The 21,149-nt window shown below is 69.3% G+C and carries 16 protein-coding genes; 10 read left to right on the top strand and 6 right to left on the bottom strand.

Features of this window, described 5'->3' with window-relative positions; all coding sequences use genetic code 11:
* Positions 1–151: 151 nt before the first annotated feature.
* Positions 152–2,140, bottom strand: a complete 1,989-nt coding sequence (locus AB0B82_RS24085) for an alpha-1,4-glucan--maltose-1-phosphate maltosyltransferase (RefSeq protein ID WP_360172582.1) — start codon at positions 2,138–2,140, stop codon at positions 152–154.
* A gap of 162 nt (positions 2,141–2,302) precedes the next feature.
* Between AB0B82_RS24085 and glgP the strand changes: the two genes are divergently transcribed.
* Both glgP and AB0B82_RS24075 read left to right on the top strand, forming a co-directional pair.
* Positions 2,303–4,900 (top strand): alpha-glucan family phosphorylase, encoded by a 2,598-nt coding sequence (gene glgP, locus AB0B82_RS24080; protein ID WP_360172579.1) that lies wholly within the window; start codon positions 2,303–2,305, stop codon positions 4,898–4,900.
* Between the two features lie 292 nt (positions 4,901–5,192).
* Entirely contained in the window at positions 5,193–5,945 is a 753-nt protein-coding gene (locus tag AB0B82_RS24075) for a class I SAM-dependent methyltransferase (RefSeq protein ID WP_360172576.1), read from the top strand.
* Between the two features lie 28 nt (positions 5,946–5,973).
* Here AB0B82_RS24075 and AB0B82_RS24070 read toward each other — a convergent pair whose 3' ends face one another.
* The 3 genes from AB0B82_RS24070 to glgX all read right to left on the bottom strand — a co-directional run bounded on the left by AB0B82_RS24070 (position 5,974) and on the right by glgX (position 9,944).
* Positions 5,974–6,846 carry a transglutaminase domain-containing protein gene (locus AB0B82_RS24070; RefSeq protein WP_360172573.1) on the bottom strand — a complete coding sequence of 291 codons (873 nt, stop codon included), beginning with the start codon at positions 6,844–6,846 and terminating at the stop codon, positions 5,974–5,976.
* Positions 6,846–7,667 (bottom strand): MerR family transcriptional regulator, encoded by an 822-nt coding sequence (locus tag AB0B82_RS24065; protein ID WP_360172570.1) that lies wholly within the window; start codon positions 7,665–7,667, stop codon positions 6,846–6,848. The genes AB0B82_RS24070 and AB0B82_RS24065 overlap by 1 nt, the downstream gene beginning before the upstream one ends.
* Positions 7,668–7,847: 180 nt before the next feature.
* Complete coding sequence (glgX, locus tag AB0B82_RS24060) at positions 7,848–9,944, bottom strand: glycogen debranching protein GlgX (RefSeq protein WP_360172567.1); 2,097 nt, start codon at positions 9,942–9,944, stop codon at positions 7,848–7,850.
* 131 nt (positions 9,945–10,075) lie between these two features.
* Here glgX and AB0B82_RS24055 point away from each other — a divergent pair, with 131 nt between their 5' ends.
* From AB0B82_RS24055 to AB0B82_RS24030, 6 genes are all read left to right on the top strand, one after another.
* Positions 10,076–11,098 carry a Gfo/Idh/MocA family oxidoreductase gene (locus AB0B82_RS24055; protein WP_360172564.1) on the top strand — a complete coding sequence of 341 codons (1,023 nt, stop codon included), beginning with the start codon at positions 10,076–10,078 and terminating at the stop codon, positions 11,096–11,098.
* Positions 11,095–12,138 (top strand): Gfo/Idh/MocA family oxidoreductase, encoded by a 1,044-nt coding sequence (locus AB0B82_RS24050; protein WP_360172561.1) that lies wholly within the window; start codon positions 11,095–11,097, stop codon positions 12,136–12,138. Before AB0B82_RS24055 ends, AB0B82_RS24050 begins: the two co-directional genes overlap by 4 nt.
* A gap of 145 nt (positions 12,139–12,283) precedes the next feature.
* Positions 12,284–13,063 carry an enoyl-CoA hydratase-related protein gene (locus AB0B82_RS24045; RefSeq protein ID WP_360172558.1) on the top strand — a complete coding sequence of 260 codons (780 nt, stop codon included), beginning with the start codon at positions 12,284–12,286 and terminating at the stop codon, positions 13,061–13,063.
* Positions 13,063–14,013: a methyltransferase domain-containing protein gene (locus tag AB0B82_RS24040; protein WP_360172555.1), complete on the top strand. Its 951-nt coding sequence runs from the start codon at positions 13,063–13,065 to the stop codon at positions 14,011–14,013. The genes AB0B82_RS24045 and AB0B82_RS24040 overlap by 1 nt, the downstream gene beginning before the upstream one ends.
* Before the next feature lie 21 nt (positions 14,014–14,034).
* Complete coding sequence (locus AB0B82_RS24035) at positions 14,035–14,979, top strand: acyltransferase (RefSeq protein ID WP_360172552.1); 945 nt, start codon at positions 14,035–14,037, stop codon at positions 14,977–14,979.
* 27 nt (positions 14,980–15,006) lie between these two features.
* Positions 15,007–16,113 carry a hypothetical protein gene (locus AB0B82_RS24030; protein WP_360172549.1) on the top strand — a complete coding sequence of 369 codons (1,107 nt, stop codon included), beginning with the start codon at positions 15,007–15,009 and terminating at the stop codon, positions 16,111–16,113.
* On the opposite strand, the gene AB0B82_RS24025 is transcribed toward AB0B82_RS24030, so the two are convergent.
* Positions 16,103–16,888: a class I SAM-dependent methyltransferase gene (locus AB0B82_RS24025; protein WP_360172546.1), complete on the bottom strand. Its 786-nt coding sequence runs from the start codon at positions 16,886–16,888 to the stop codon at positions 16,103–16,105. The two genes, AB0B82_RS24030 and AB0B82_RS24025, sit on opposite strands and share 11 nt — an antisense overlap.
* A 130-nt stretch (positions 16,889–17,018) precedes the next feature.
* Here AB0B82_RS24025 and AB0B82_RS24020 point away from each other — a divergent pair, with 130 nt between their 5' ends.
* Together AB0B82_RS24020 and AB0B82_RS24015 are read left to right on the top strand one after the other, a co-directional pair.
* Positions 17,019–17,801, top strand: a complete 783-nt coding sequence (locus tag AB0B82_RS24020) for an electron transfer flavoprotein subunit beta/FixA family protein (RefSeq protein ID WP_360172543.1) — start codon at positions 17,019–17,021, stop codon at positions 17,799–17,801.
* A 14-nt stretch (positions 17,802–17,815) separates the two neighbouring features.
* A complete protein-coding gene (locus AB0B82_RS24015; RefSeq protein WP_360172540.1) occupies positions 17,816–18,775 on the top strand; it encodes an electron transfer flavoprotein subunit alpha/FixB family protein in 960 nt (319 codons plus the stop codon).
* Positions 18,776–19,516: 741 nt separating this feature from the next.
* On the opposite strand, the gene AB0B82_RS24010 is transcribed toward AB0B82_RS24015, so the two are convergent.
* Positions 19,517–21,103: a hypothetical protein gene (locus AB0B82_RS24010; protein WP_360172537.1), complete on the bottom strand. Its 1,587-nt coding sequence runs from the start codon at positions 21,101–21,103 to the stop codon at positions 19,517–19,519.
* Between the last annotated feature and the right edge of the window lie 46 nt (positions 21,104–21,149).

Here is a 21,149-nt window from a genome sequence, read left to right as displayed (position 1 = left end):
CGCGACGCCCCCGCCCGGGCGACTTTGTGCACCAGATCCGTACTTCGACGCCGCAAAAGTACGGATCTGGTGCACAAAGTCAGCGGTGCACCGCACGGCAAGAGCCGCCACCTGCCGCGCGGCAGGCGGCGGCTCGGGCGCCTGGCGTGGGTCAGGCCTGGCCGCGGCGGACGGCCAGGACGTGGGCGGGGTCGCCGTTGGGGTCCAGGCGGACGTAGTTGCTCTGGCCCCAGCGCCACGTCTGACCGGTGATCTCGTCGTACACGGTGAAGGTGTCCTCGGGGCGCATGCCGAGCGCGGGCATGTCGAGGTGGACCATCGACTCGCGGACCGAATGCGGGTCGGTGTTGACGACGACGATGACGGTGTCGCTGTGCCCGTCGGGGGCAGTGGCGCGCTTGGAGTAGCACATGATCGCGTCGTCCTCGACGTTGTGCAGCGTGAGGTTGCGCAGTTGCTGCAGCGCCGGGTGCCGGCGGCGGATGTTGTTGAGCAGCGTCAGGTACGGCGCCAGCGTGCGGCCCTCACGCTCGGCCGCCTCCCAGTCGCGCGGGCGGAACTGGAACTTCTCGGTGTCCAGGTACTCCTCCGAGCCGGGCCGCAGCGCGACGTGCTCGAACAGCTCGTACCCGGCGTACACGCCCCACGACGGCGACGACGTGGACGCGATCGCGGCGCGGATCTTGAACGCGCCCGGTCCGCCGTACTGCAGGTACGCGGTCAGGATGTCCGGCGTGTTGACGAAGAAGTTCGGCCGCAGGAAGTGCGCGGTCTCCTTCGTGAGCTCCTCCAGGTACTCCTCGAGCTCCCACTTCTCGTTGCGCCAGGTGAAGTACGTGTACGACTGGTGGAACCCGACCTTCGCCAGCTCCCGCATCATCGGCCGCCGGGTGAACGCCTCGGACAGGAACACCACGTCCGGGTCGGTCTTGCGGATCTCGCCGAGCAGGTACTCCCAGAAGTTGACCGGCTTGGTGTGCGGGTTGTCGACGCGGAACACCGTGACGCCCTTGGAGATCCACAGCTTCACGATCCGCAGTACCTCGGCGTAGATGCCTTCAGGGTCGTTGTCGAAGTTGATCGGGTAGATGTCCTGGTACTTCTTCGGCGGGTTCTCGGCGTACGCGATCGAGCCGTCGGCGCGGACCGAGAACCACTTCGGGTGCTCCTTCACCCACGGGTGGTCCGGCGAGGCCTGCAGGGCGAGGTCGATCGCGACCTCGAGGCCGAGCTCGCGGGCGCGGCCGACGAAGTACTCGAAGTCCTCGAAGGTGCCGAGCTCGGGGTGGATCGCGTCGTGGCCGCCCTCCTCGGAGCCGATCGCCCAGGGCGAGCCGGGGTCGCCCGGCTTCGGGTCGAGGGTGTTGTTCGGGCCCTTGCGGAACGAGTGACCGATCGGATGGATCGGCGGCAGGTACAGGATGTCGAAGCCCATCTTCGCGACCGCCTCGAGCCGTTGCGCCGCGGTCCGGAAGGTGCCGGACGTCCACGTCCCGGTCTCTTCGTCGTACTTCGCGCCCTCGGAGCGCGGGAAGAACTCGTACCAGCTGCCGTACAGCGCACGGCTGCGGTCGACCCACACCGGGTACGTCTCCGAGGACGTGATCAGCTCCCGCACCGGGTACCGGCCGAGGGCGGCGCGGACCTGCGGGGAGATGCCCGCGGCCAGCCGTGCCTCCGGCGGCAGGGCGGAGTTCGCCAGCGCCCGCGCCGCGTCGCTCAACGTACTGCGGTCCGCACGCACCGCAGGCGGCACGCCGGCCGCCGCGCGGTCGAAGAAGGCTGCGCCCTCGGCGAACATCAGGTCGACGTCGATCCCGGCCGGAATCTTGATCTCGGCGTTGTGCCGCCACGTCCCGTACGGGTCGCTCCAGCCCTCGATCGCGAACGTCCACGCGCCCTGCTCCTGCAGCGTCACGTCGACGGTCCAGCGGTCGGTGCCCTGACCGACCGGGGTCATCAGCATCCGCCTGGTCTGTCCCGACGGGGAGGTCAGTACGACGTTTGCGTTCACCGCGTCATGACCTTCCCGGAAGACCGTGGCCGCGATGGTGAACGTCTCGCCGACCGCGGCCTTGGCCGGATACGCTCCGGCGTCGACGGTCGGGCTGACGTCGGTGATCGGGATGCGCCCAGTCATGGCGTGGATGAACTCCCTGGTCGAATGGCGAGAACTACAGGTCTGACGTTATCGGTTCCCACCACCTGTCCGTGGCACACGGCGCTGCAAAATCTTGCTCGCGTTGCAAGATCGATGCATCCCGGGGGTGTCTGGCGCCCTCAGGGCTTGTACGGTGTCCCGGTGCGAGCGATACGACGATTCTCCGTCCGCCCTGTCCTGCCCGAGCCGCTGACCGGCCTGGGCACCCTGGTGAACAACCTCCGCTGGGCCTGGCACCCGGAGACGCAGGACGTCTTCGAGGCCGTCGACCCGCAGCTGTGGCGGAGCACCGGCGGTGACCCGGTCAAGCTGCTCGGCGAGGTACCGGCGGCCCGGCTCGACGAGCTGGCCAACGACCACGCTTTCCGGCGCCGGCTCGAACTCGCGGTAGCCGACCTGGACAGCTACGTGACCGAAGACCGGTGGTTCCAGACCGCGGGTGGTTCGCCGCTCGACGCGGTCGCCTACTTCTCCCCGGAGTTCGGCATCACCCACGTGCTGCCGCAGTACTCCGGCGGTCTCGGCATCCTCGCCGGTGACCACCTGAAGGCGGCCAGCGACCTCGGCGTACCGCTGATCGGCGTCGGCCTGCTGTACCGCCACGGGTACTTCTCGCAGTCGCTGAACGCCGAGGGCTGGCAGCAGGAGCGGTACCCGCTGGTGGACCCGGACGGCCTGCCGATCAGCCTGCTCCGCGAGGAAGGCGGCGCGCCGGCGACCGTGACGCTGAACCTGCCCGGCAACCGGGAGCTGCGCGCGCAGATCTGGGTCGCCCAGGTCGGCCGCGTGCCGCTGCTGATGCTCGACTCCGACATGGAGGAGAACGAGCCCTCCGAGCGCGAGGTCACCGACCGGCTGTACGGCGGGTCGACCGAGCACCGCCTGCTCCAGGAGCTGCTGCTCGGCGTCGGCGGTGTCCGCGCGGTCCGTACGTACTGCCGGATCACCGGCCACGCGGCGCCCGAGGTCTTCCACACCAATGAGGGCCACGCGGGATTCCTCGGCATCGAGCGGATCCGCGAACTCGCCGCGGAGAAGGACCTCGACTTCGACACCGCGCTCGAGGTCAACCGCGGCGGCACCGTGTTCACCACGCACACCCCGGTGCCCGCCGGTATCGACCGGTTCCCGGTCGAGCTGATCCAGCAGCACTTCTCGCCCGACGTGTTCGGTCCCGAGGTGCCGGTCGACCGGATCCTGTCGCTGGGTGCCGAGGACTTCGAGGGCGGCGACCCGGCGCTGTTCAACATGGCGATCATGGGCCTGCGGCTCGCCCAGCGCGCGAACGGCGTGTCGAAGCTGCACGGTGTCGTCAGCCGCGGCATGTTCGCCGGTCTGTGGCCGAGCTTCGACCCGGTGGACGTGCCGATCACCTCGATCACCAACGGTGTGCACGCGCCGACCTGGGTGGCGCGGGAGATCCACGACCTCACCTACGCCAACTACACGACCGAGGGTGACGAGGTCTTCGAGGGTCTGGACAAGACCACCGACGCGCAGATCTGGGAGACCAAGCGGCTGCTCCGGCAGCGGTTCATCGACGACACCCGCGCCCGGGTGCGCCAGTCCTGGCTGAACCGCGGTGCCAGCGAGGCCGAGCTCGGCTGGGTCGACTCGATCCTCGACCCGGACGTGCTCACGATGGGCTTCGCTCGGCGCGTCCCGTCGTACAAGCGGCTGACGCTGATGCTGCGCGACCCGGAGCGGCTCAAGGCGCTGCTGCTGCACCCGGAGCGTCCGGTGCAGATCGTCATCGCCGGCAAGGCGCACCCGCACGACGAGGGTGGCAAGAAGCTCATCCAGGAGATGGTCCGGTTCGCCGACGACCCCGAGGTGCGGCACCGGATCGTGTTCGTCCCCGACTACGACATCGCGCTCGCGCAGCCGATGTACCCCGGATGCGACGTCTGGCTGAACAACCCGCTGCGTCCGTACGAGGCGTGCGGCACGTCCGGTATGAAGGCGGCGCTGAACGGTGCGCTCAACCTGTCCATCCGCGACGGGTGGTGGGACGAGTGGTACGACGACGAGTTCGGCTGGGCGATCCCGTCCGCCGAAGGCATCGAGGACACCGACCGGCGCGACGACCTCGAGGCGCACGCGCTCTACGACCTGATCGAGAAGCAGGTCGCGCCGCGCTTCTACGACGGTGACGTCCCGACCCGCTGGATCGAGATGCTGCGGCACACGATCAAGGAGCTCGGGCCGAAGGTGCTCGCGACCCGGATGGTGCGCGACTACGTCGAGCAGTTGTACGTGCCCGCCGCGCAGTCGTCGCGCGCGCTCAACTCGACGTACGACGGTGCGCGCGATTTGGCCGCTTGGAAGGCGAAGGTTCGGGCGGCCTGGCCGCAGATCCGCGTCGACCACGTGGAGCTGCAGGGCCTCGGCGACGTACCGCAGCTCGGCACGACCGTCGGTATTCGTGCGTTCGCCGCACTGGGCGACCTGGATCCGTCGGACATCTGTGTCGAGGTCCTGCACGGCCGCGTCGACGCCAACGACGAGATCACCGACCCGGCACGGACGGCGCTGACCCAGGCCGAGACGTACGAGGGCAACCGGCACCGGTACGAGGGCGAACTCAAACTCGACCGCACCGGCCCGTTCGGTTACACGGTCCGCGTCGTTCCGAACCACGCCGGCCTCGCCAGCCCCGCCGAACTCGGCCTCGCCGCCGGTCCGTCGGACCCCGAGGACCCGGAAACCCCGGACCTTCCCGCCGGCTCGGAGTTCTGAGCCCCACCCACAAAAGACACACCCCCGCCTGCCTCACCAGGCGGGGGTGTTTTGTGCTGTGTTGCTGGGTGCAACGGACACCGGACGGCGCGCAACGGCGACGCTGTGGTTGCCTGGTGCAACGATGCGTTGCGGGAATCTCCTGCAAGGACAGGGGTTTCGGGTGCGGACGGCGAGCAGATTCGAACAGGCAGTGATAGTTGCGGTGGAGACGTGGACAGTCGGCGTACGGCATGCATGATGGGGGGAACGCGCAGGGGGGAACTTGCGCGATCTGCTCATTGGGGGGCCGATGTCTGTTCAGCATGCGGTGCAAGTCGCCGTCAATCGGGCGTTGCGGCCGACGGGTTTTCAGGTCGTGCGCGGCCACAGCACGGACCCGGCGATCAGCCCGTTCCTGCCGGCCCGCAGGACCATCAAGCAGGCCGCGAAGGCCGGTAAGTCCGTCGGCGACTTCCTCGACAGCTACAGCGCGGAGCCGGGTGCCACCGCCGCGACCGTGGATGCCTTGCTGGAGATCGGCCACCTCACGCCCGACACCGTCGACAGGGTCTGCGAGATCGGCCCCGGATCCGGGCGCTACACGGCGCGCGTCCAGGCCGCCGTCCAGCCGAGCTGGTACGAGGTGTACGAGACCGCGAGCGACTGGATCCGCTACCTTCGTGGTGAACTGCCGACGCTGACGTTCCGGCCGACCGACGGCCATACGCTCGCGCCGACACCGTCCGCCTCGGTGGATCTCGTTCACACGCACAAACTGCTCGGCTACATTCCGTTCGTGACCGCGCTCGGGTACGTCGACGAGATGGCGCGCGTGGTGCGGCCGGGCGGCGTGGTGGCGTTCGACCTGATCACCGACGACTGCCTGGACGATTCCACCACCAAGGTCTGGCTGACCGAACCGCACCGGATGTCGATCTACTCCGTCGCCCCGCGCGCCTGGCTGACCGACTTCCTCGCGCAACGCAACCTCGAACTCGAAGGCAGCCGCTTCGTCCCCCTCAGCGGCGGCCGCACCGAACTCCTGGTCTACCGCCGCAGGTGACGTCAGGTCGCCGCCGGCCTCCGAGGCGCTAGTACAGGTCGTGCCAGGCGTACGGGCCTCCGGCGGGGGAGGTGACGTAGGAGCGGCCGGTGAAGGTCAGGGCGGGGTCGGTGCGGTAGCGGTCGTTGACCTGTTCGGTGGCGGTCTCGTCACCGTTGTCGGAGGCAATCATCAGGTCGGCGATCTGGTCGGTGAGGTCGAGGTCGGCGCCGTCCAGGGTGTCGGTCATCGCGCCCCAGTTGTCCCACAGCAGCAGTTCGTCGCCGTTCAGGTGGGCGAGCTGGTAATGCACGTAGTTGCGGATGAACCAGCCGCCGTGCAGCTTCAGCGGCAGGTCCGGGTTCGGGTCGGCGCCGAAACTGTCGCCGTCGAGTTCGCCGGCCCGGAACCCGCGCCAGACCTCGGCGGCGGACAGGAACGGGCCGCGCGGCAGGTCGGTGACGTCGAAGTCCCACTGCGGGTCGCCGGGCTCGAGCTCTGGGTCGATCATCCGCCAGCGGTCGCCGTCGAGGTACTCCGCGACCACGTGGTCGTGGTTGAACTCCGCGGCGAAGTAGCGCGCGAACCCGACCCGGCTGCGCGCCGGAATCCCCTTGTGCCGCAGGATCGACACGAACGTCAGTGTGTGGTCCCGGCAGCAGCCCGCAACCCGGTCGACGGGTTCGCGCGGCGCGGTGAGCGGGGTGCCGTTGCGTTTCTGGTCGGTGGCGAGAATCGCCGACACCCAGCGGTTGTCGATCTCCGCGAGGTGCTCATCGGTGAGCTGGATCCCGCCGGCGCGGTAGTGGACGATCAGGTTCCGGACCGCGGCAGCGATCTCGTCGACGTCGTCCGGCAGTGCGTCGTACAGCTCGGCGTACGGGCCGGGGTCGCTGAAGCGGGTCTGCAGCGCGTAGTTCATCAGGTGTTCCTCTCGAGCAGGGGCAGTGCGATGTCGACGGCCGGTTCGTCGCGGGGGAGGAGCTGGCAGTCCGAGCGGTAGACCTCGCGCGGCGGGCCCGCGTCGGGCAGGCCGGCGGCGCGCGCCCAGTCGAACACCAGGTCGTACGCGAGCATGATCCGCGGATAGGCGCACTCGTCCATCGTGATCGTGCAGTACGCCTCGCGGTGCGCGGGCTCGACCCGGATCCCGATCCGCCCGAACGGATCGACGAGCCCGTCGAACGGCACGCAGATCTCGACCGTCGCCTCGGCCTCCGGGGTCACCGCGCCGTGGTAGATCACCCAGGACCCGGCGGTCTCGGTCGCGCCGGCGGTTCGCAGGTACGACGTGATCTCGTCGGTGCAGGTCACGATGTTCCCGACCAGCTGCTGCTGATCGGTGTCCACCCGGATCGCGGCGACCTTGGTCGCCGGTACGGCGCGCGTGTGCACCGGCCGTGGCGCGAGGGCCGGCGTACCGGACCGGGTCAGCCGGTCGCGCAGGTACGCCAGCGTCGCGCGACGCGACGCCATGGTCGCCTCCTCGGCGGACCACCACCGGTCGAGCCGGATCAGCGCCTCCTCGTCGGTCCCGGCCAGAACATCGGCGATCGTCGTCAGCGGCATGTCCAACTGCCGCAGCACGCTGATCCGTCGCGCCCGCTCGAGCTGACTCTCGTCGTACCGCCGGTAGCCGGTGACCGGATCGACCTGCGCCGGCGCCAGCAGCCCCGACACGTCGTACAGCCGCAGCGCCTTTTGCGAAAGCCCTGCCCGCCGCCCGAACTCACTGATCGTCAACACGTGACCATCACACCCCCTGCCCCAGGGGCAGAGTAAAGCGGAAAGAGACGGGAGGCGGTACCCGCGTCGCTCTGACCGGCGGCATCCGCATCCCCGGTCGTGCGGCGATCGTCCCGATCGGAGTGCGCCGGGCCAAGAGGCTCAACCGTTTGGAGCGCCTGCTCAGGCAGTGAGTGACTAAAGCGCGCGCAGCAGCACCAGGCAGCGTGGCGCCAGCGGCACCGTCGCGCCGGCCTCGACCTCGGTCACCATGCTGTTGCTCGTGTCCAGCACGACCTCGTACGCGGGCGCCCACGAGGCATCCGGCACGACGACGTTGCGGATCTCCGGCGTCGCGTTCAACGCGAGCAGGAACGAGCTGTCGGTGAGCGGATTGCCCTCGGCGTCGGTGGCCCGCAGCGCATCGCCGCGCAGGAACATGCCGATCGTCCGCAGGTTGCCGTCGAACCAGTCCGCGTCGGTCATCTCACCGCCGTGCGGCGCGATCCACGACAGATCCTTACGGCCACCGGGTACGACGGGTTGCCCGGAGAAGTAGTGCCACTGCCGCAGCGCCGGGTGCGCCGCCCGCAGCGCCAGGAGCTTCTTCGTCAACTCCAGGTGATCCGACCACACCGCAGGCAGTGACCAGTCGAACCAGGAGATCTCGCTGTCTTGGCAGTAGGCGTTGTTGTTGCCGTGCTGCGTGCGCCCGCACTCGTCGCCGGCGGTGATCATCGGTACGCCGGTGGACAGGATCAGCGTGGCCATCAGGTTCGCCATCTGCCGTTTGCGCAGCGCGATCACGTTCGGGTCGTCGGTCTCGCCCTCGACGCCGCAGTTCCAGGACCGGTTGTCGTCGGTACCGTCCCGGTTGTCCTCGTGGTTGGCCTCGTTGTGCTTGTGGTTGTAGCTGACCAGATCCCGCAGCGTGAACCCGTCGTGCGCGGTGATGAAGTTGATCGACGCATACGGGTAGCGGCCGTCGTCGCCGTACAGATCACTGGACCCGGACAGCCGGTACGCGAGGTCCTTCACGCCGTCGGAGGTGTTCCGCCAGACGTCGCGCACACTGTCGCGGAACTTCCCGTTCCACTCCGACCACGGCGGCCCGAAGTTGCCGACCTGGTACCCGAACGGGCCGATGTCCCACGGCTCGGCGATCAGCTTCACCCGGCCGAGCACCGGGTCGGCGGCCACCTCGGCCAGGAACGGGTGATCCGGGATGTCGACCTCGTGCCGCTCGTTGCGCACCAGCGTCACGGCCAGGTCGAACCGGAACCCGTCGACGCCCATCTCCTCGACCCAGTACCGCAGCGAGTCCATCACGAGCCGCCGGACCTGCGGATGCGAGGTGTCGATCGAGTTGCCGGTGCCGGTCACGTCGTACATCGCGGCGCCGTGCGAGAGCCGGTAGTACGCGCGGTTGTCGATCCCGCGGAAGCTCAGCGTCGGCCCGTCGAAGCCGCCCTCGGCGGTGTGGTTGTAGACCACGTCGAGGATCACTTCGATGCCGGCGGCATGGAACGCGGCGACCATCGCCTTGAACTCCGCGACCTGTTCGCCGCGCGTACCCGACGACGCGTACGGCGCGTGCGGGGCGAAGTAGTTCAGCGGGTTGTAGCCCCAGTAGTTCGGCAGGCCGCGGGCGGCGATCGACGGCTCGGTCAGGAAATGGTGGATCGGCAGCAACTCGACCGACGTCACGCCCAGGTCGGTCAGATAGTTGATGACCGACGGATGCGCGAGCCCGGCGTACGTCCCGCGCTGGTGCTCGGGTACGTCGGGATGCAGCCGGGTGAAGCCCTTCGTGTGCAACTCGTAGATGACCGTCTCGCCCCAGTGCACGGGACGGCTGATCGGCGGCGGGGGATCGGACGGCGCGACCACCACACCGACCGGGACATGGCCGGCCGAGTCGGCGTCGGAGGAGTCGTAGATGACCGGGCTCGCGTAGTCGAGCTCACCGTCTACCGCCCGCGCGTACGGGTCGAGCAGCAGCTTGGAGGGGTTGAAGCGGAGTCCGTGCGACGGGTCGAACGGTCCGTGCACGCGGTACCCGTACCGCTGGCCGGCGCCGACGCCGGGGACGAACCCGGTCCAGAATTCACCGGTGTGGGTCAGATCCAGGTTCCGTTGACTGCCGTCGTCGGCGATCAGTGCGAGCTCGACCCGCTCGGCCGACGGGGCCCACAGCGTGAAAGTGGTGCCATCGGTCTGGACCACTGCGCCCGGACGCGGACCGGTGTCCACGGACGGGCCGGTAGCATCCGGGGCGGCGATCGCTTCTTTCACCGGGACATTCTGCACAGGTTGAGTTCCGTTCACGACAATGAGGTGGTTGTGTTCGTGAGACGGTGCTTGCGAACGTCTGTGCGCAGTGATACGCAAGGACCGTTATTAATTTACCCACCTCAGGGGAACACATGTCGGAACAGTTGGCCGGTCTGACCGTCGGTCTGATCGGCGCGGGCAACATCTCGCGGGTCCATGCCGCGTCCTGGAAGGCCTGCGGCGCGCGCGTCGTGGTCTATTCGCTCGAGGGCGCGGAACAACTGGCAGAGCAGTTCGGGCTGGAGGTCGTGCCGTCGCTGGACGCGGCCCTGGCCGAGGCCGAGTTCGTCGACATCGTCACGCCGACGGAGACGCACAAGGAGATCACGCTGGCCGCGATCAAGGCCGGCAAGAACGTCATTTGCGAGAAGCCGCTGACGCTGACCGCGGCCGACTCGCACGAAGTCATCGACGCGGCCCAGGAGGCCGGCGTTCGACTGTACCCGGCGCACGTGGTGCGGTTCTTCCCGGCGTACAAGGCGGCGTACGACGCGATCCAGGCCGGACGGATCGGCGACGTCGCGGTGGCCCGGTTCTACCGGCAGGCGTCCTCCCCGGCCGGTGCCGGCTGGTACCGCGAGGTGAACCGCTCCGGCGGCGTGATCATGGACCTGATGGTGCACGACCTCGACCAGGCGCGCTGGCTGTGCGGCGAGGTCGCGACCGTGTACGCCGTCCAGAACCCGCCGACCGTCGACGGCATCAGCCCGGTGAATGTGGCGGCGCACGTCACGCTGACGCACGAATCCGGCGCGATCAGCCACTGCCGCGCGACCTGGGGAGCGACCGGGACGACGTTCCAGACCGGCTTCCAGATCGCCGGATCGACCGGTGTCCTGAAGTTCGCCTCCGACAGCAACACCGGCTACAAGGAGGAGCTGACGGACGGCGCGACCGGCGGCGACCTGCTGATTCCGGAGTCGGCGCTGGGGGAGAGCCCCTACCTGACCCAGCTGCGGGAGTTCGCCGTGTGCCTGCGCGGCGGCCCGGAGGCCCGGGTGCACGCGGGCGACGGCGCCACCGCGGTGTACCTGGCAGAAGCCGCCCGCGCCTCGATGGAGTCCGGTCAGCCGATCGACATGAAGACCTTCGTTGCGACGGGAGCTGTGGCATGAGTCTGAAGGTTGCGATCGCGTCGTTCGCGCACGTGCACGCGGCGTCGTACGCGCATCTGCTCGCGTCGATGCCCGACATCGATGTACTGGCCGCCGACCCCGACGGTGCCGGCGCACCGGATCCCGGTCCGCGTGGCGCGGAGTTCGCGGCGCAGTTCGGCGTCCCGTACGTCGACTCGTACGACGAACTGTTCGCCTGGGGACCCGACGCCGTCGTCGTGACGTCGGAGAACGCCTATCACCGCGCACTGGTCGAGCGGGCCGCAGTGGTCGGTGCGCATGTCCTGTGCGAGAAGCCGCTGGCCACCGAGGTCGCCGACGGCGAGGCGATGCTCGCGGCGTGCGAGGCGGCCGGGACGATCCTGATGATCGCGTACCCGGTCCGGTTCGCGCCGGCGTACGCGCAACTGCGGGCGAACGTCGAGGCCGGCCGGTTGGGCGACGTGTTCGCCGTTCTGGGCACCAACAACGGCAAGATCCCGTATGCCTCCCGGCAGTGGTTCGTCGACGCCAAGCTGGCCGGGGGCGGCGCGCTCGTCGACCACACCGTGCACTGCGCGGACCTGATCGACGGCCTCACCGGCGGGGCGAACGCGACCCGCGTGTACGCCGCCGCGAACCGGATCCTGCACCAGGACAAAGGTGTGCAGACCGAGACCGGCGGTCTGGTGACGATCAACTACGACAACGGGCTGCTGGCAACGATCGACTGCTCGTGGAGCGTCCCTGACAACGCCCCGACTTGGGGCGGCGTGTCGCTGAAGGTCACCGGAACCAACGGATCCGTCGAGATCGAGCCGTTCGTGACGCATGTCGGCGGGACGGACGCCGACGGCGAGGTGTTCCTCGGCATCGGCGGCAACCTGGACGCGACCATGCTCGACACGTTCCTGGACGCGGTCCGCACCTCCGGTCCGGCGACGCCGGGGCAGGCCCCGGCCGTCGTACCGCAGCCCGACGGCAACGTCGGCCTGCGCACGCTGAAGATCGTCGACGCCGCGCGCCGCTCGGCAGCGTCCGGCCAGGCGGTGGACGTGTAGCACTCACCAACCTCCCCGGACGGCCGCCACCCACGCTGGGCGACGGCCGTTCGGGCCTGCTCCGTAGGGTTTGGTGAGTGCTGGGCGTCCGCATCCGGTACCGTTCCCTGGGTTGTGACCCGTGGGTAGCCGAAGGAGCGATGTGATGGGCGAGTTCGTCAACCTCACCGTGAGTGAGGGTGTGGGCACGATCCGGTTGGATCGGCCGAAGATGAACGCGCTGAACGTGCAGGTCCAGGAGGAGATCCGGGCCGCCGCGCTCGAGGCGACCGCGTCCGACGAGGTCCGCGCGGTGGTGATCTACGGCGGCGAGCGGGTGTTCGCGGCCGGCGCGGACATCAAGGAGATGGCCGACATGTCGTACGCCGACATGGCCAAGCGCTCCGGTCCGCTGCAGTCGTCGCTGTCCGCGGTCGCCGCGATCCCGAAGCCGACCGTGGCCGCGATCACCGGGTACGCGCTCGGCGGCGGCTGCGAACTCGCGCTCTGCGCCGACTACCGGATCGCCGCCGAGGACGCCAAGCTCGGCCAGCCGGAGATCCTGCTCGGCGTCATCCCGGGCGCCGGCGGGACCCAGCGGCTGTCGCGGCTGATCGGCCCGTCGAAGGCCAAGGACCTGATCTACACCGGCCGATTCGTGGACGCCGAGGAGTCGCTGCGGATCGGTCTGGTCGACAAGGTGGTGCCGGCCGCGTCGGTCTACGACGAGGCGGTGGCCTGGGCGTCGCAGTTCACCCGCGGCGCGGCGATGGCGCTGCGCGCGGCCAAGGAGTCGATCGACTCCGGGCTCGGTGTCGACCTGACCACCGGGCTGGAGATCGAGCGGCAGCAGTTCGCGGCGCTGTTCGCCACCGAGGACCGGGCGATCGGGATGAAGTCCTTCGTCGAGAACGGCCCCGGCAAAGCCGAGTTCAAGGGAATCTGATGTCTGCAACCTCGAAGCCCGCAGCCTCCGCCGAAGACGTCGAGGCGGCCTGGAACGACAACAAGCTCGCCCAGGTGCTGTACCACGACTGGGAGGCGTCGACGTACGACGAGAAGTGGTCGATCTCGTACGACGAACGCTGTGTCGACTACGCCCGCGACCGCTTCACCGCGATCGCCGGCACGCAGGGCCGGCCGTACGGCAAGACGCTCGAGATCGGCGCCGGCACCGGCTTCTTCACGCTGAACCTCAAGCTCGCCGGCGTCCTCGACGAGGCGCATGTGACCGACCTGTCCCCGGGCATGGTCGAGGCGGCGAAGCGGAACGCGAAGACGCTCGGCTTCAAGATCGAGGGGAAGGTCGCCGACGCCGAGCAGCTGCCGTACGACGACAACACGTTCGACCTCGTGATCGGGCACGCCGTCATCCACCACATCCCCGACGTCGAGCTCGCGTTCCGCGAGATGCTGCGCGTGCTGAAGCCGGGCGGGCGGTTCGTGATCTGCGGCGAGCCCACGCGGTACGGCGACTTCGTGGCCCGGCGCCTGTCCCGGTTCACGTGGTGGGCGACCACCAACGTCACCAAGCTGCCCGCGCTGGCGAACTGGCGGCGCCCGCAGGCCGAACTCGACGAGTCCTCGCGGGCCGCGGCGCTCGAAGCGGTCGTCGACCTGCACACGTTCGACCCCGACACGCTGGCACGGACGGCGACCCGGGCGGGTGCCGTCGACGTCAAGACCGTGACGGAGGAATTGCTCGCGGCGTGGGTCGGCTGGCCGATCCGCACATTCGAGGCCGCCGTACCCGAGGAGAAGCTCGGGTTCGGGTGGCGGATGTTCGCGTACAAGTCGTGGTTGCAGCTGTCCAAGGTGGACAAGGTGCTGTCGGCCGTCGTCCCGGACGAGCTGTACTACAACGTCTCGATCACGGGCGTCGCCGCCGAGAAGTAGCGCGAGCAGTAGGGTGTGTCGATGCGGTTGCTGACGGTGGCGAATCTGCGCTGGGTGGTGCGCCATCGGGCGTGGACGCCGTACTACCTGAAGCGCTACTGGCGGTTCGCCTGGTTCCGGCTGCGGCATCCGCAGGTGATCACCGAGGGTTTCGTGTTCCTCGGCAAGCGGCTGGAGATCGTGGCGCGGCCCGGGCACGGCCGCATCGTGCTCGGCAAATGGGTGCACCTCGGTGACGAGACCCGGCTGCGGGCGCACGAAGGCACGCTGCGGATCGGCGACAAGGTCGTGTTCGCCCGCGACGTCACGGTCAACACCTACCTGGACATCGAGATCGGTGCGTCGACGCTGATCGCGGACGGCACCTACATCTGCGACTTCGACCACAAGACCGACGACCTCGACCTGCCGATCAAGGACCAGGGGCTGGTGAAGTCGCCGGTCCGGGTCGGTCCGGACTGCTGGCTGGCCACGAAGGTCACGATCACCCGGGGCACGGACATCGGCCGTGGTGCGGTGATCGGTGCGAACAGCGTTGCCCGGGGCAACATTCCGGCGTACGCGATCGCGGCCGGGGTGCCGGCCAAGGTGGTGGGGGACCGGACGGCGCGGTACGCGGCCGATGCCGAGCGGCGTCAGTACCTGGCCGGGCTGGCCGACGCCAACGACCGGACGGCGGCGCTGCTCCAGTCCGGGGTCGGGCCGGTCGCTCAGCCCGCGGCCCCGCCCGTTGCCCGCGCTCTTAAGCCGCCTGTTGCTCAGCCTGTTGCTCAGCCGTCGGTCGAGGAGGCGTCTGCGGAGGCTGTGGATCAGAAGCCTACTGCGGAGCGGCGCGTGGCGTCCGGGGATGCGGGTGGTGATGAGGTAGAAGCAGATGGTGAAAAAGAGAGCGTGAGGGGTTCTCAAGTTACTCACCAGTCGGGCACTATGGCCCCCACATCCGGTCGGACGCCCACGACCGGGTGAGCTTGCGCATCGGAGAGGAGAAGTAGCGTGGCTGACCGGACCGGGGCCGACGACGGAGCCCGGTCGCTGCTCGACCAGGCCGCGGCCGACGCCTCGATCAGCACGACGCGCGCTCGCGCGGTCGATCCGATCCCCGGCGACGCTACGTTGGAACCAGTGCTTGAAACGAACGAGTCAGACAAGGGCGTGAACGTACCCGCCGCGGCGGCCGGTGCGGAGGACGGCAGGACGACAGTGGCTCCGGTGGCAGGCGCGCGACGCCGGCTGTCGCCGCGCCCGGTCCCGGTCAGCCGGCGCAGGAGACCGCCGGCTGCCGCGGTGACCAACGAACAACGGACCCCGGCTGAGGAGATGGACGACGTGGGTACGCAGGACGAGAAGGCCGGGCCGGACCCGGTCGCCAGAACCTCCGGCACCGGTGCAGCAGCGGACACCGGCGCGGCTGGTGCTGCCGGTGCCGGTGTGGCGAGTGCCGGTGTGTCGGGTGCCGGTGCGAGCGGTGGCGGCTCCGGGACGACGACCGCGACGAAGACCGTTCGGCCGAAGACGGCCGCGGAGATCGTCGCGGAGCAGCGCGCCCGGGAGAAGGCGGCCGAGAACGCGACGTCGGATGCGGCCGGCTCGGAGGATGCCGCACCCGATGCACAGCCCGGCGCGAGCCCCGGCGGGTCGGCGCCGAAGGACGCGACCGCCGCCCCGACCGGCGCGAGTTCGGCATCCGGTACGGGAGCTTCGACCACGGCCGCGGGCAAGCCGACCGGTGCCGCAGGCAACAAGAAGGCGACCGGCCGGAGTGTCTCGGGTTCGGCGGCCGGTAAGGGTAAGCAGGCGCTGAGCTCGGTCGGCTCGGGCGTCCGGAAGCTGCGCAACCTGATCGCGTCACTGATCTGGCTGGTCGCGGTGCTGGCCGCCGCGGTGCTCGCGCTCGGTGCGCTGTTCACCGCGCTCGACCAGACCAACCAGAGCAACGAGATCGTGCGCTGGATCCTCGAACGCGGCAACGAGCTGGTCGGCCCGTTCAAGGACCTGTTCCGGTTGGAGACCGCGAAGAACACCCTGCTGGTGAACTGGGGGATCGCCGCGCTCGTCTACCTGATCGCCGGCAAGATCCTCGAGCGCATCGTCAGGCCGTGACATTCTCCGGCCGGGCGACCTGATCCTTCGGCCGGGCGACGAGGACGAGGTCGAGCGACTCGTCCAAGTCACCCGGGTCACCCGGGTCACCCGGGTCACCCGGCCGGATCACGAAGTCGGCGTACGTCGTACCGCGCACCAGGCCGGCCAGGTTGTCGTCCCAGGCGTCGTGCTCGGTGGCGAGCTGAGCGTCGACACACGAGCCGTACTGCGTCTCCCAGGACGTCAGCCGTTCGCCGTGGTGCAGGCCGAGTGCTTGCGTCACGGTGAAGTGCGGTTCGAGCAGTGCGGTGAACTCGGCGGCGGTCAGTTCGCGCGTGTGGTACCAGTTGCCGCTCGGAAACGTCAGGCGGTTCGGTGTACTGAGGACGAGCGTGCCGTGCGGCGCGAGGATGCGCGCGCACTCTTCGACGAAGCGCGGCTGCTCCCACAGGTGCTCGATCGTCTGCAGGGACGTCACGATCGCGAAAGCGTCGTCGGTGAAGGGCGTCTGGACAAGATTGCCGCGCACGACATCGACCTGTGGATAAGCCCGGCGGACATGCCGCAACGTCGTATCTTCATAGTCGAGACCGAACACGGAGCTCGCCCCGGCCAGCCGGAGCAGCTCCGCGCCGTACCCCTCGCCGCAGCCGGCGTCGAGGACCCGGCCGGTCCCGATCGGCAGGTGGGCCGTGATCCAGCGGTAGGCGGCGTCGTGGCGGGCGAACCAGTAGTTCTCGTGCCAGATCCCCGGCGCGGTCCTCTCACCGGTCAGCGGTAACGTCTCGGTCACCTGGGTCAGACTAAGGTGTAGCGCCCGGCCCTGGGACTGTGATGGGACTCGCACGCGACTCATGTTTCTCGCGGGTAACATCCGTGGCAGGCTTGGCAGCGACCGTTAACCAGAAGGGGTCCCACACGCTATGAAGATCGTCGTCTGCGCGAAGTTCGTGCCGGATGCCACCGCGGACCGCCGCTTCCGCGAGGAGGACAACACGGTGGATCGGGCCGGTGTCGACGGGCTGCTGTCCGAGCTGGACGAGTACGCCGTCGAGACCGCGCTGACCGTGAAGGAGGCCGGCGACGCCGAGGTGACCGTGCTCACGGTCGGCCCCGAGCAGGCCGCCGACGCAGTGAAGAAGGGCCTGCAGATGGGCGCCGACGCGGGCGTGCACGTGGTCGACGAGGCGATCCACGGCTCGGACGCGGTCGCCACGTCGCTGATCCTGGCGAAGGCGCTGGCCAAGCTCGAGGCCGACCTGGTCGTGTTCGGCATGGGCTCGACCGACGGCAGCATGGGTGTCGTGCCGGCGATGGTGTCGGAGCGGCTCGGCCTGCCGGCCGTGACGCTGGGCTCGGAGGTGACCGTCGACGGGCAGACCGTCCGGATCCGCCGCGACGGCGACACCGCGAGCGAGACGATCGAGGGCACGTTGCCGCTGGTGCTGTCGGTGTCCGACCAGGCCAACGAGCCGCGGTACCCGTCGTTCAAGGGCATCATGGCCGCGAAGAAGAAGCCGGTCGAGACCTGGTCGCTGGCCGACCTCGAGCTCACCCCCGACCAGGTCGGCGGCGCGAACGCGTGGACCGAGGTGGTCGAGGTGGCCGCCCGGCCGGCCCGGACCGCAGGCACCATCGTCACCGACGAGGACGGCAGTGGGGCCGCCGAGCTCGTCGAGTTCCTGTCCACGAACAAGTTCCTCTGAGGAGCGGCTGAGTAATGTCGAACGTTCTGGTTCTCGTTGACCACACCGCGGGCACGGTCCGTAAGACGACCGCCGAGCTCCTCACGATCGCCCGCCGCCTCGGCGAGCCGGTCGCCGTCTTCATCGGCGACGGCGTGCAGGACGCGCTGCCGGCCCTCGGGCAGTACGGCGCGACCAAGGTGATCGCGCTGTCCGACCCGGAGCTCTCGCAGTACCTGGTGGCGCCGAAGGCCGAGGCGCTACAGCAGGTCGCGGCCAAGGTCGAGCCGTCCGCGATCCTGATCTCGTCGAACGCCGAGGGCAAGGAGATCGCCGCCCGGCTCGCGATCAAGCTCGAGTCCGGCCTGATCACCGACGCCGTCGACGTCCAGGCCGGCGACGGTGCTGGTCCGGTCACCACGCAGTCGGTGTTCGCCGGCAACTACACCGTGCAGGCCAAGGTCACCCACGGCACGCCGATCATCACCGTCAAGCCGAACGCCGCCACCCCCGAGGCCGCCGAGACCTCGCCGGAGGTCGAGGAGTTCGACGTGACGATTTCCGACGCCGCCAAGACTGCGCGGATCACCGACTCCAAGCCGCGCGCCGCCACCGGCCGCCCCGAGCTCACCGAGGCCGCGATCATCGTCTCCGGCGGCCGCGGCACCGGTGGTGACTTCGGCCCCGTCGAAGCCTTCGCCGATTCCCTCGGCGCCGCCGTCGGCGCCTCCCGCGCCGCAGTCGACTCAGGCTGGTACCCGCACGCCTACCAGGTCGGCCAGACCGGCAAGACCGTGTCCCCCCAGCTGTACGTCGCCGCCGGCATCTCCGGCGCCATCCAGCACCGCGCCGGCATGCAAACCTCGAAGACCATCGTCGCGGTCAACAAGGACCCCGAAGCCCCCATCTTCGAACTGGTCGACTTCGGCGTAGTAGGTGACCTCCACAAGGTCCTCCCCGCCGCCACCGAAGAAGTAACCAAGCGCAAGTCCTGACCCCACCCGCCGGCCCCCGATCCGCTGCCTGCCAGCAGCCGACCGGGGGCCGCCGCATTTCCACCCACACGCCCCGCACGCCCCCAACACACGCGCCCAACAGCAGCCGCCGACCCCACCACATCTGGTGGGTGCAGACAGTGCGCAGGGGCTCTGAACAGGTAATAACCACCGCGAACCCCCCATTTGGTGTTCAACCCCACCACCGATGCCCGCGCTGTCTCCACCACCTCGTCCCCATCGAGCGCCGCTCGCCGGTTACCGAGAGCCCATCGGCCGAGCGGTCCGCCGTACCGTCCCTCGCCGAACCGGTGATCGCCGCCATCTGGCACCTGCCCGCACTCTCCGCCGTCTCCTCGCGCCACATCTGGTGGCTGTGGACAGTGCGCGGGGGGTGTGAACAGGTAATAACCACCGCGAGCCCACCAGTTGGTGTTCAACCCCACCACGGATGCACGCGTTGTCCCCAACGTCCGGCCGTCGAGCGCGTATTGACCCAGCGGTACGCCGTCTCCGGTTGCCGAAGTGGTCGTCGCCGCTGACGCCTTGTTGTGCCGCTGACCCGCTACAACCCGCCATCCGCGCAATACCCAGCTATCCGCGCAATACCCCCAGCCATCCGCGCAATACCCCCAGCCATCCGCGCAATACCCCCAGCCATCCGTCCTGCGACCGGCCAGCGGAACAACCGGCCAGAGGGAACGGCGATCGGCCGAAGGGGCGACTTGGACTGGGGGTGGGTCAGGTGGTGAGTTGGTGGCGGATTTGGGTTAGGTCGTGGGTGATGGCTTCGCGGCGGGTGGTGGTGTTTTGGTGGTATTCGGCCAGGGCGGTGGCGGCCTTGGTGCAGCGGTCGTTGAGGTCGGTGATTTCGTTGGTGACGCGCGTACGGTCCGCCTCGATGGCGCGGCGCGTCGATACGTAGCTGTTGATGCCGAACGCGATCACCACCAGCCCCACCACGATCCAGAACCAGTGCAACAACAACCCGAGCCCGACCGCGACCACAGCGCCACCCGCCAGTACCACGATCGGCAGAGCGCGCTGCCCGGCGGTCACGGTGCCGCCGGAGGCGGTGAGGGCCGTCGTTGCCTTGCCCAACTCGAGCTGATCAGGACCGTCGGCCCGCACGGTGACCTGCTGCCGACCGCTGTCGACGGTCACCTGTGCCGGTCCGGGCAGCTCGGCCGTCTGCGCGACACCCTCCACGGCAGGCAGAACGAACGGGCCAACGACACGCAGCGCCGCCGCTGACAGGTACGCGTCCGCGGACACGCCGAGGTCTTGGGTGAGCAGTTCGTCGACCGTGCCCGCGCTGTCGTGCAGTTGTACGGCAGGTTCGCTGCCACCGGTGACCCGCGCCCGCAGTACGGCGATGCGCGCCAGCGTCTCGCGTTCCGGCTCGCTGCCCTCCGAGATCAGCAGGCGCAGAATGGCGGCCGGGCTGTTCGGGTCCGGCACGGGGTCAGCGGCGGCGCTACGACCGGACTTGCCGGTGTTCTCGTCGGTGGGCTGGTCGGTCTTGCGGGGCTCGGGGTAGTTCAGGCCGGGGTCGGGTTCGCGCGCCTCGGTGTTGCCGACGATGGTCTCGACGGCATCCCGGATCCGGCTGAGCCGCTGAACGGCCTCCCGCTGTTTGTCCAAGGCCTTGAACGCCGGGACCGTCGACGCCGACGAACTACCGCGCAGTTCCAGCCGCGACAGCCACCCGCCGTCCGGCGAGGCGGCGGACTGCAGGCGCTTGACGACGAGCTCCAACCCGTCCGCGCCGAAGCCGCCGCGCGCTGCCGTCGTCCACAGCAGTCGCTGCACGATGGTCAGGCTGCCGTCCGCACCCGGCGTACCGAACGCCACGTCCACCCACTCGGTTCGTACCCGGTGCCGCTCCCCGAGTACCGCCAGCGCCAGCGCGAGGTACGTCGACGTACGCCGCTGGTCGAGCTCCATCGCGGTACTGATCGCCTGCTCGTCGGGGTTCTCGCCGCGCAGGCTGATCAGCGCCTCGGTGGCGGGGCCCAACCAGTACCGGGCGACGGGCTTGGCGGGCTCGGGCAGCTCGGTGCCGGACGCCATCGCGGACAGGACGCGCGTGGCGTAGCGCCGCAGCTCCGCGGCGTCGACGAAGCCGGCGGCCTCGTAGCGGAGGTCGGACAGCTCGACGAACGCGTCGAACGCCCGCGACAGGTTGTCCACCCGGCTCTGCAGGCTGCCCTGGATCTGAGACAGTTGCGACCGCAGGCTGGACGTCTCGCGCCGTGCGTACGACATCTCGCTCGCGAGTTCGTCGAGTTGCTGGTTCTGCCGGCGTTCGGCCCACCAGTCGGACATCTTCCTGCCTTCCGCTCAACGCATGCTGTCCCCCGGAAGCATGGCC

Source organism: Kribbella sp. NPDC048915 (assembly GCF_040649595.1).
Classification (GTDB): domain Bacteria; phylum Actinomycetota; class Actinomycetes; order Propionibacteriales; family Kribbellaceae; genus Kribbella.
This window is presented reverse-complemented; position numbering and strand designations above follow the sequence as displayed.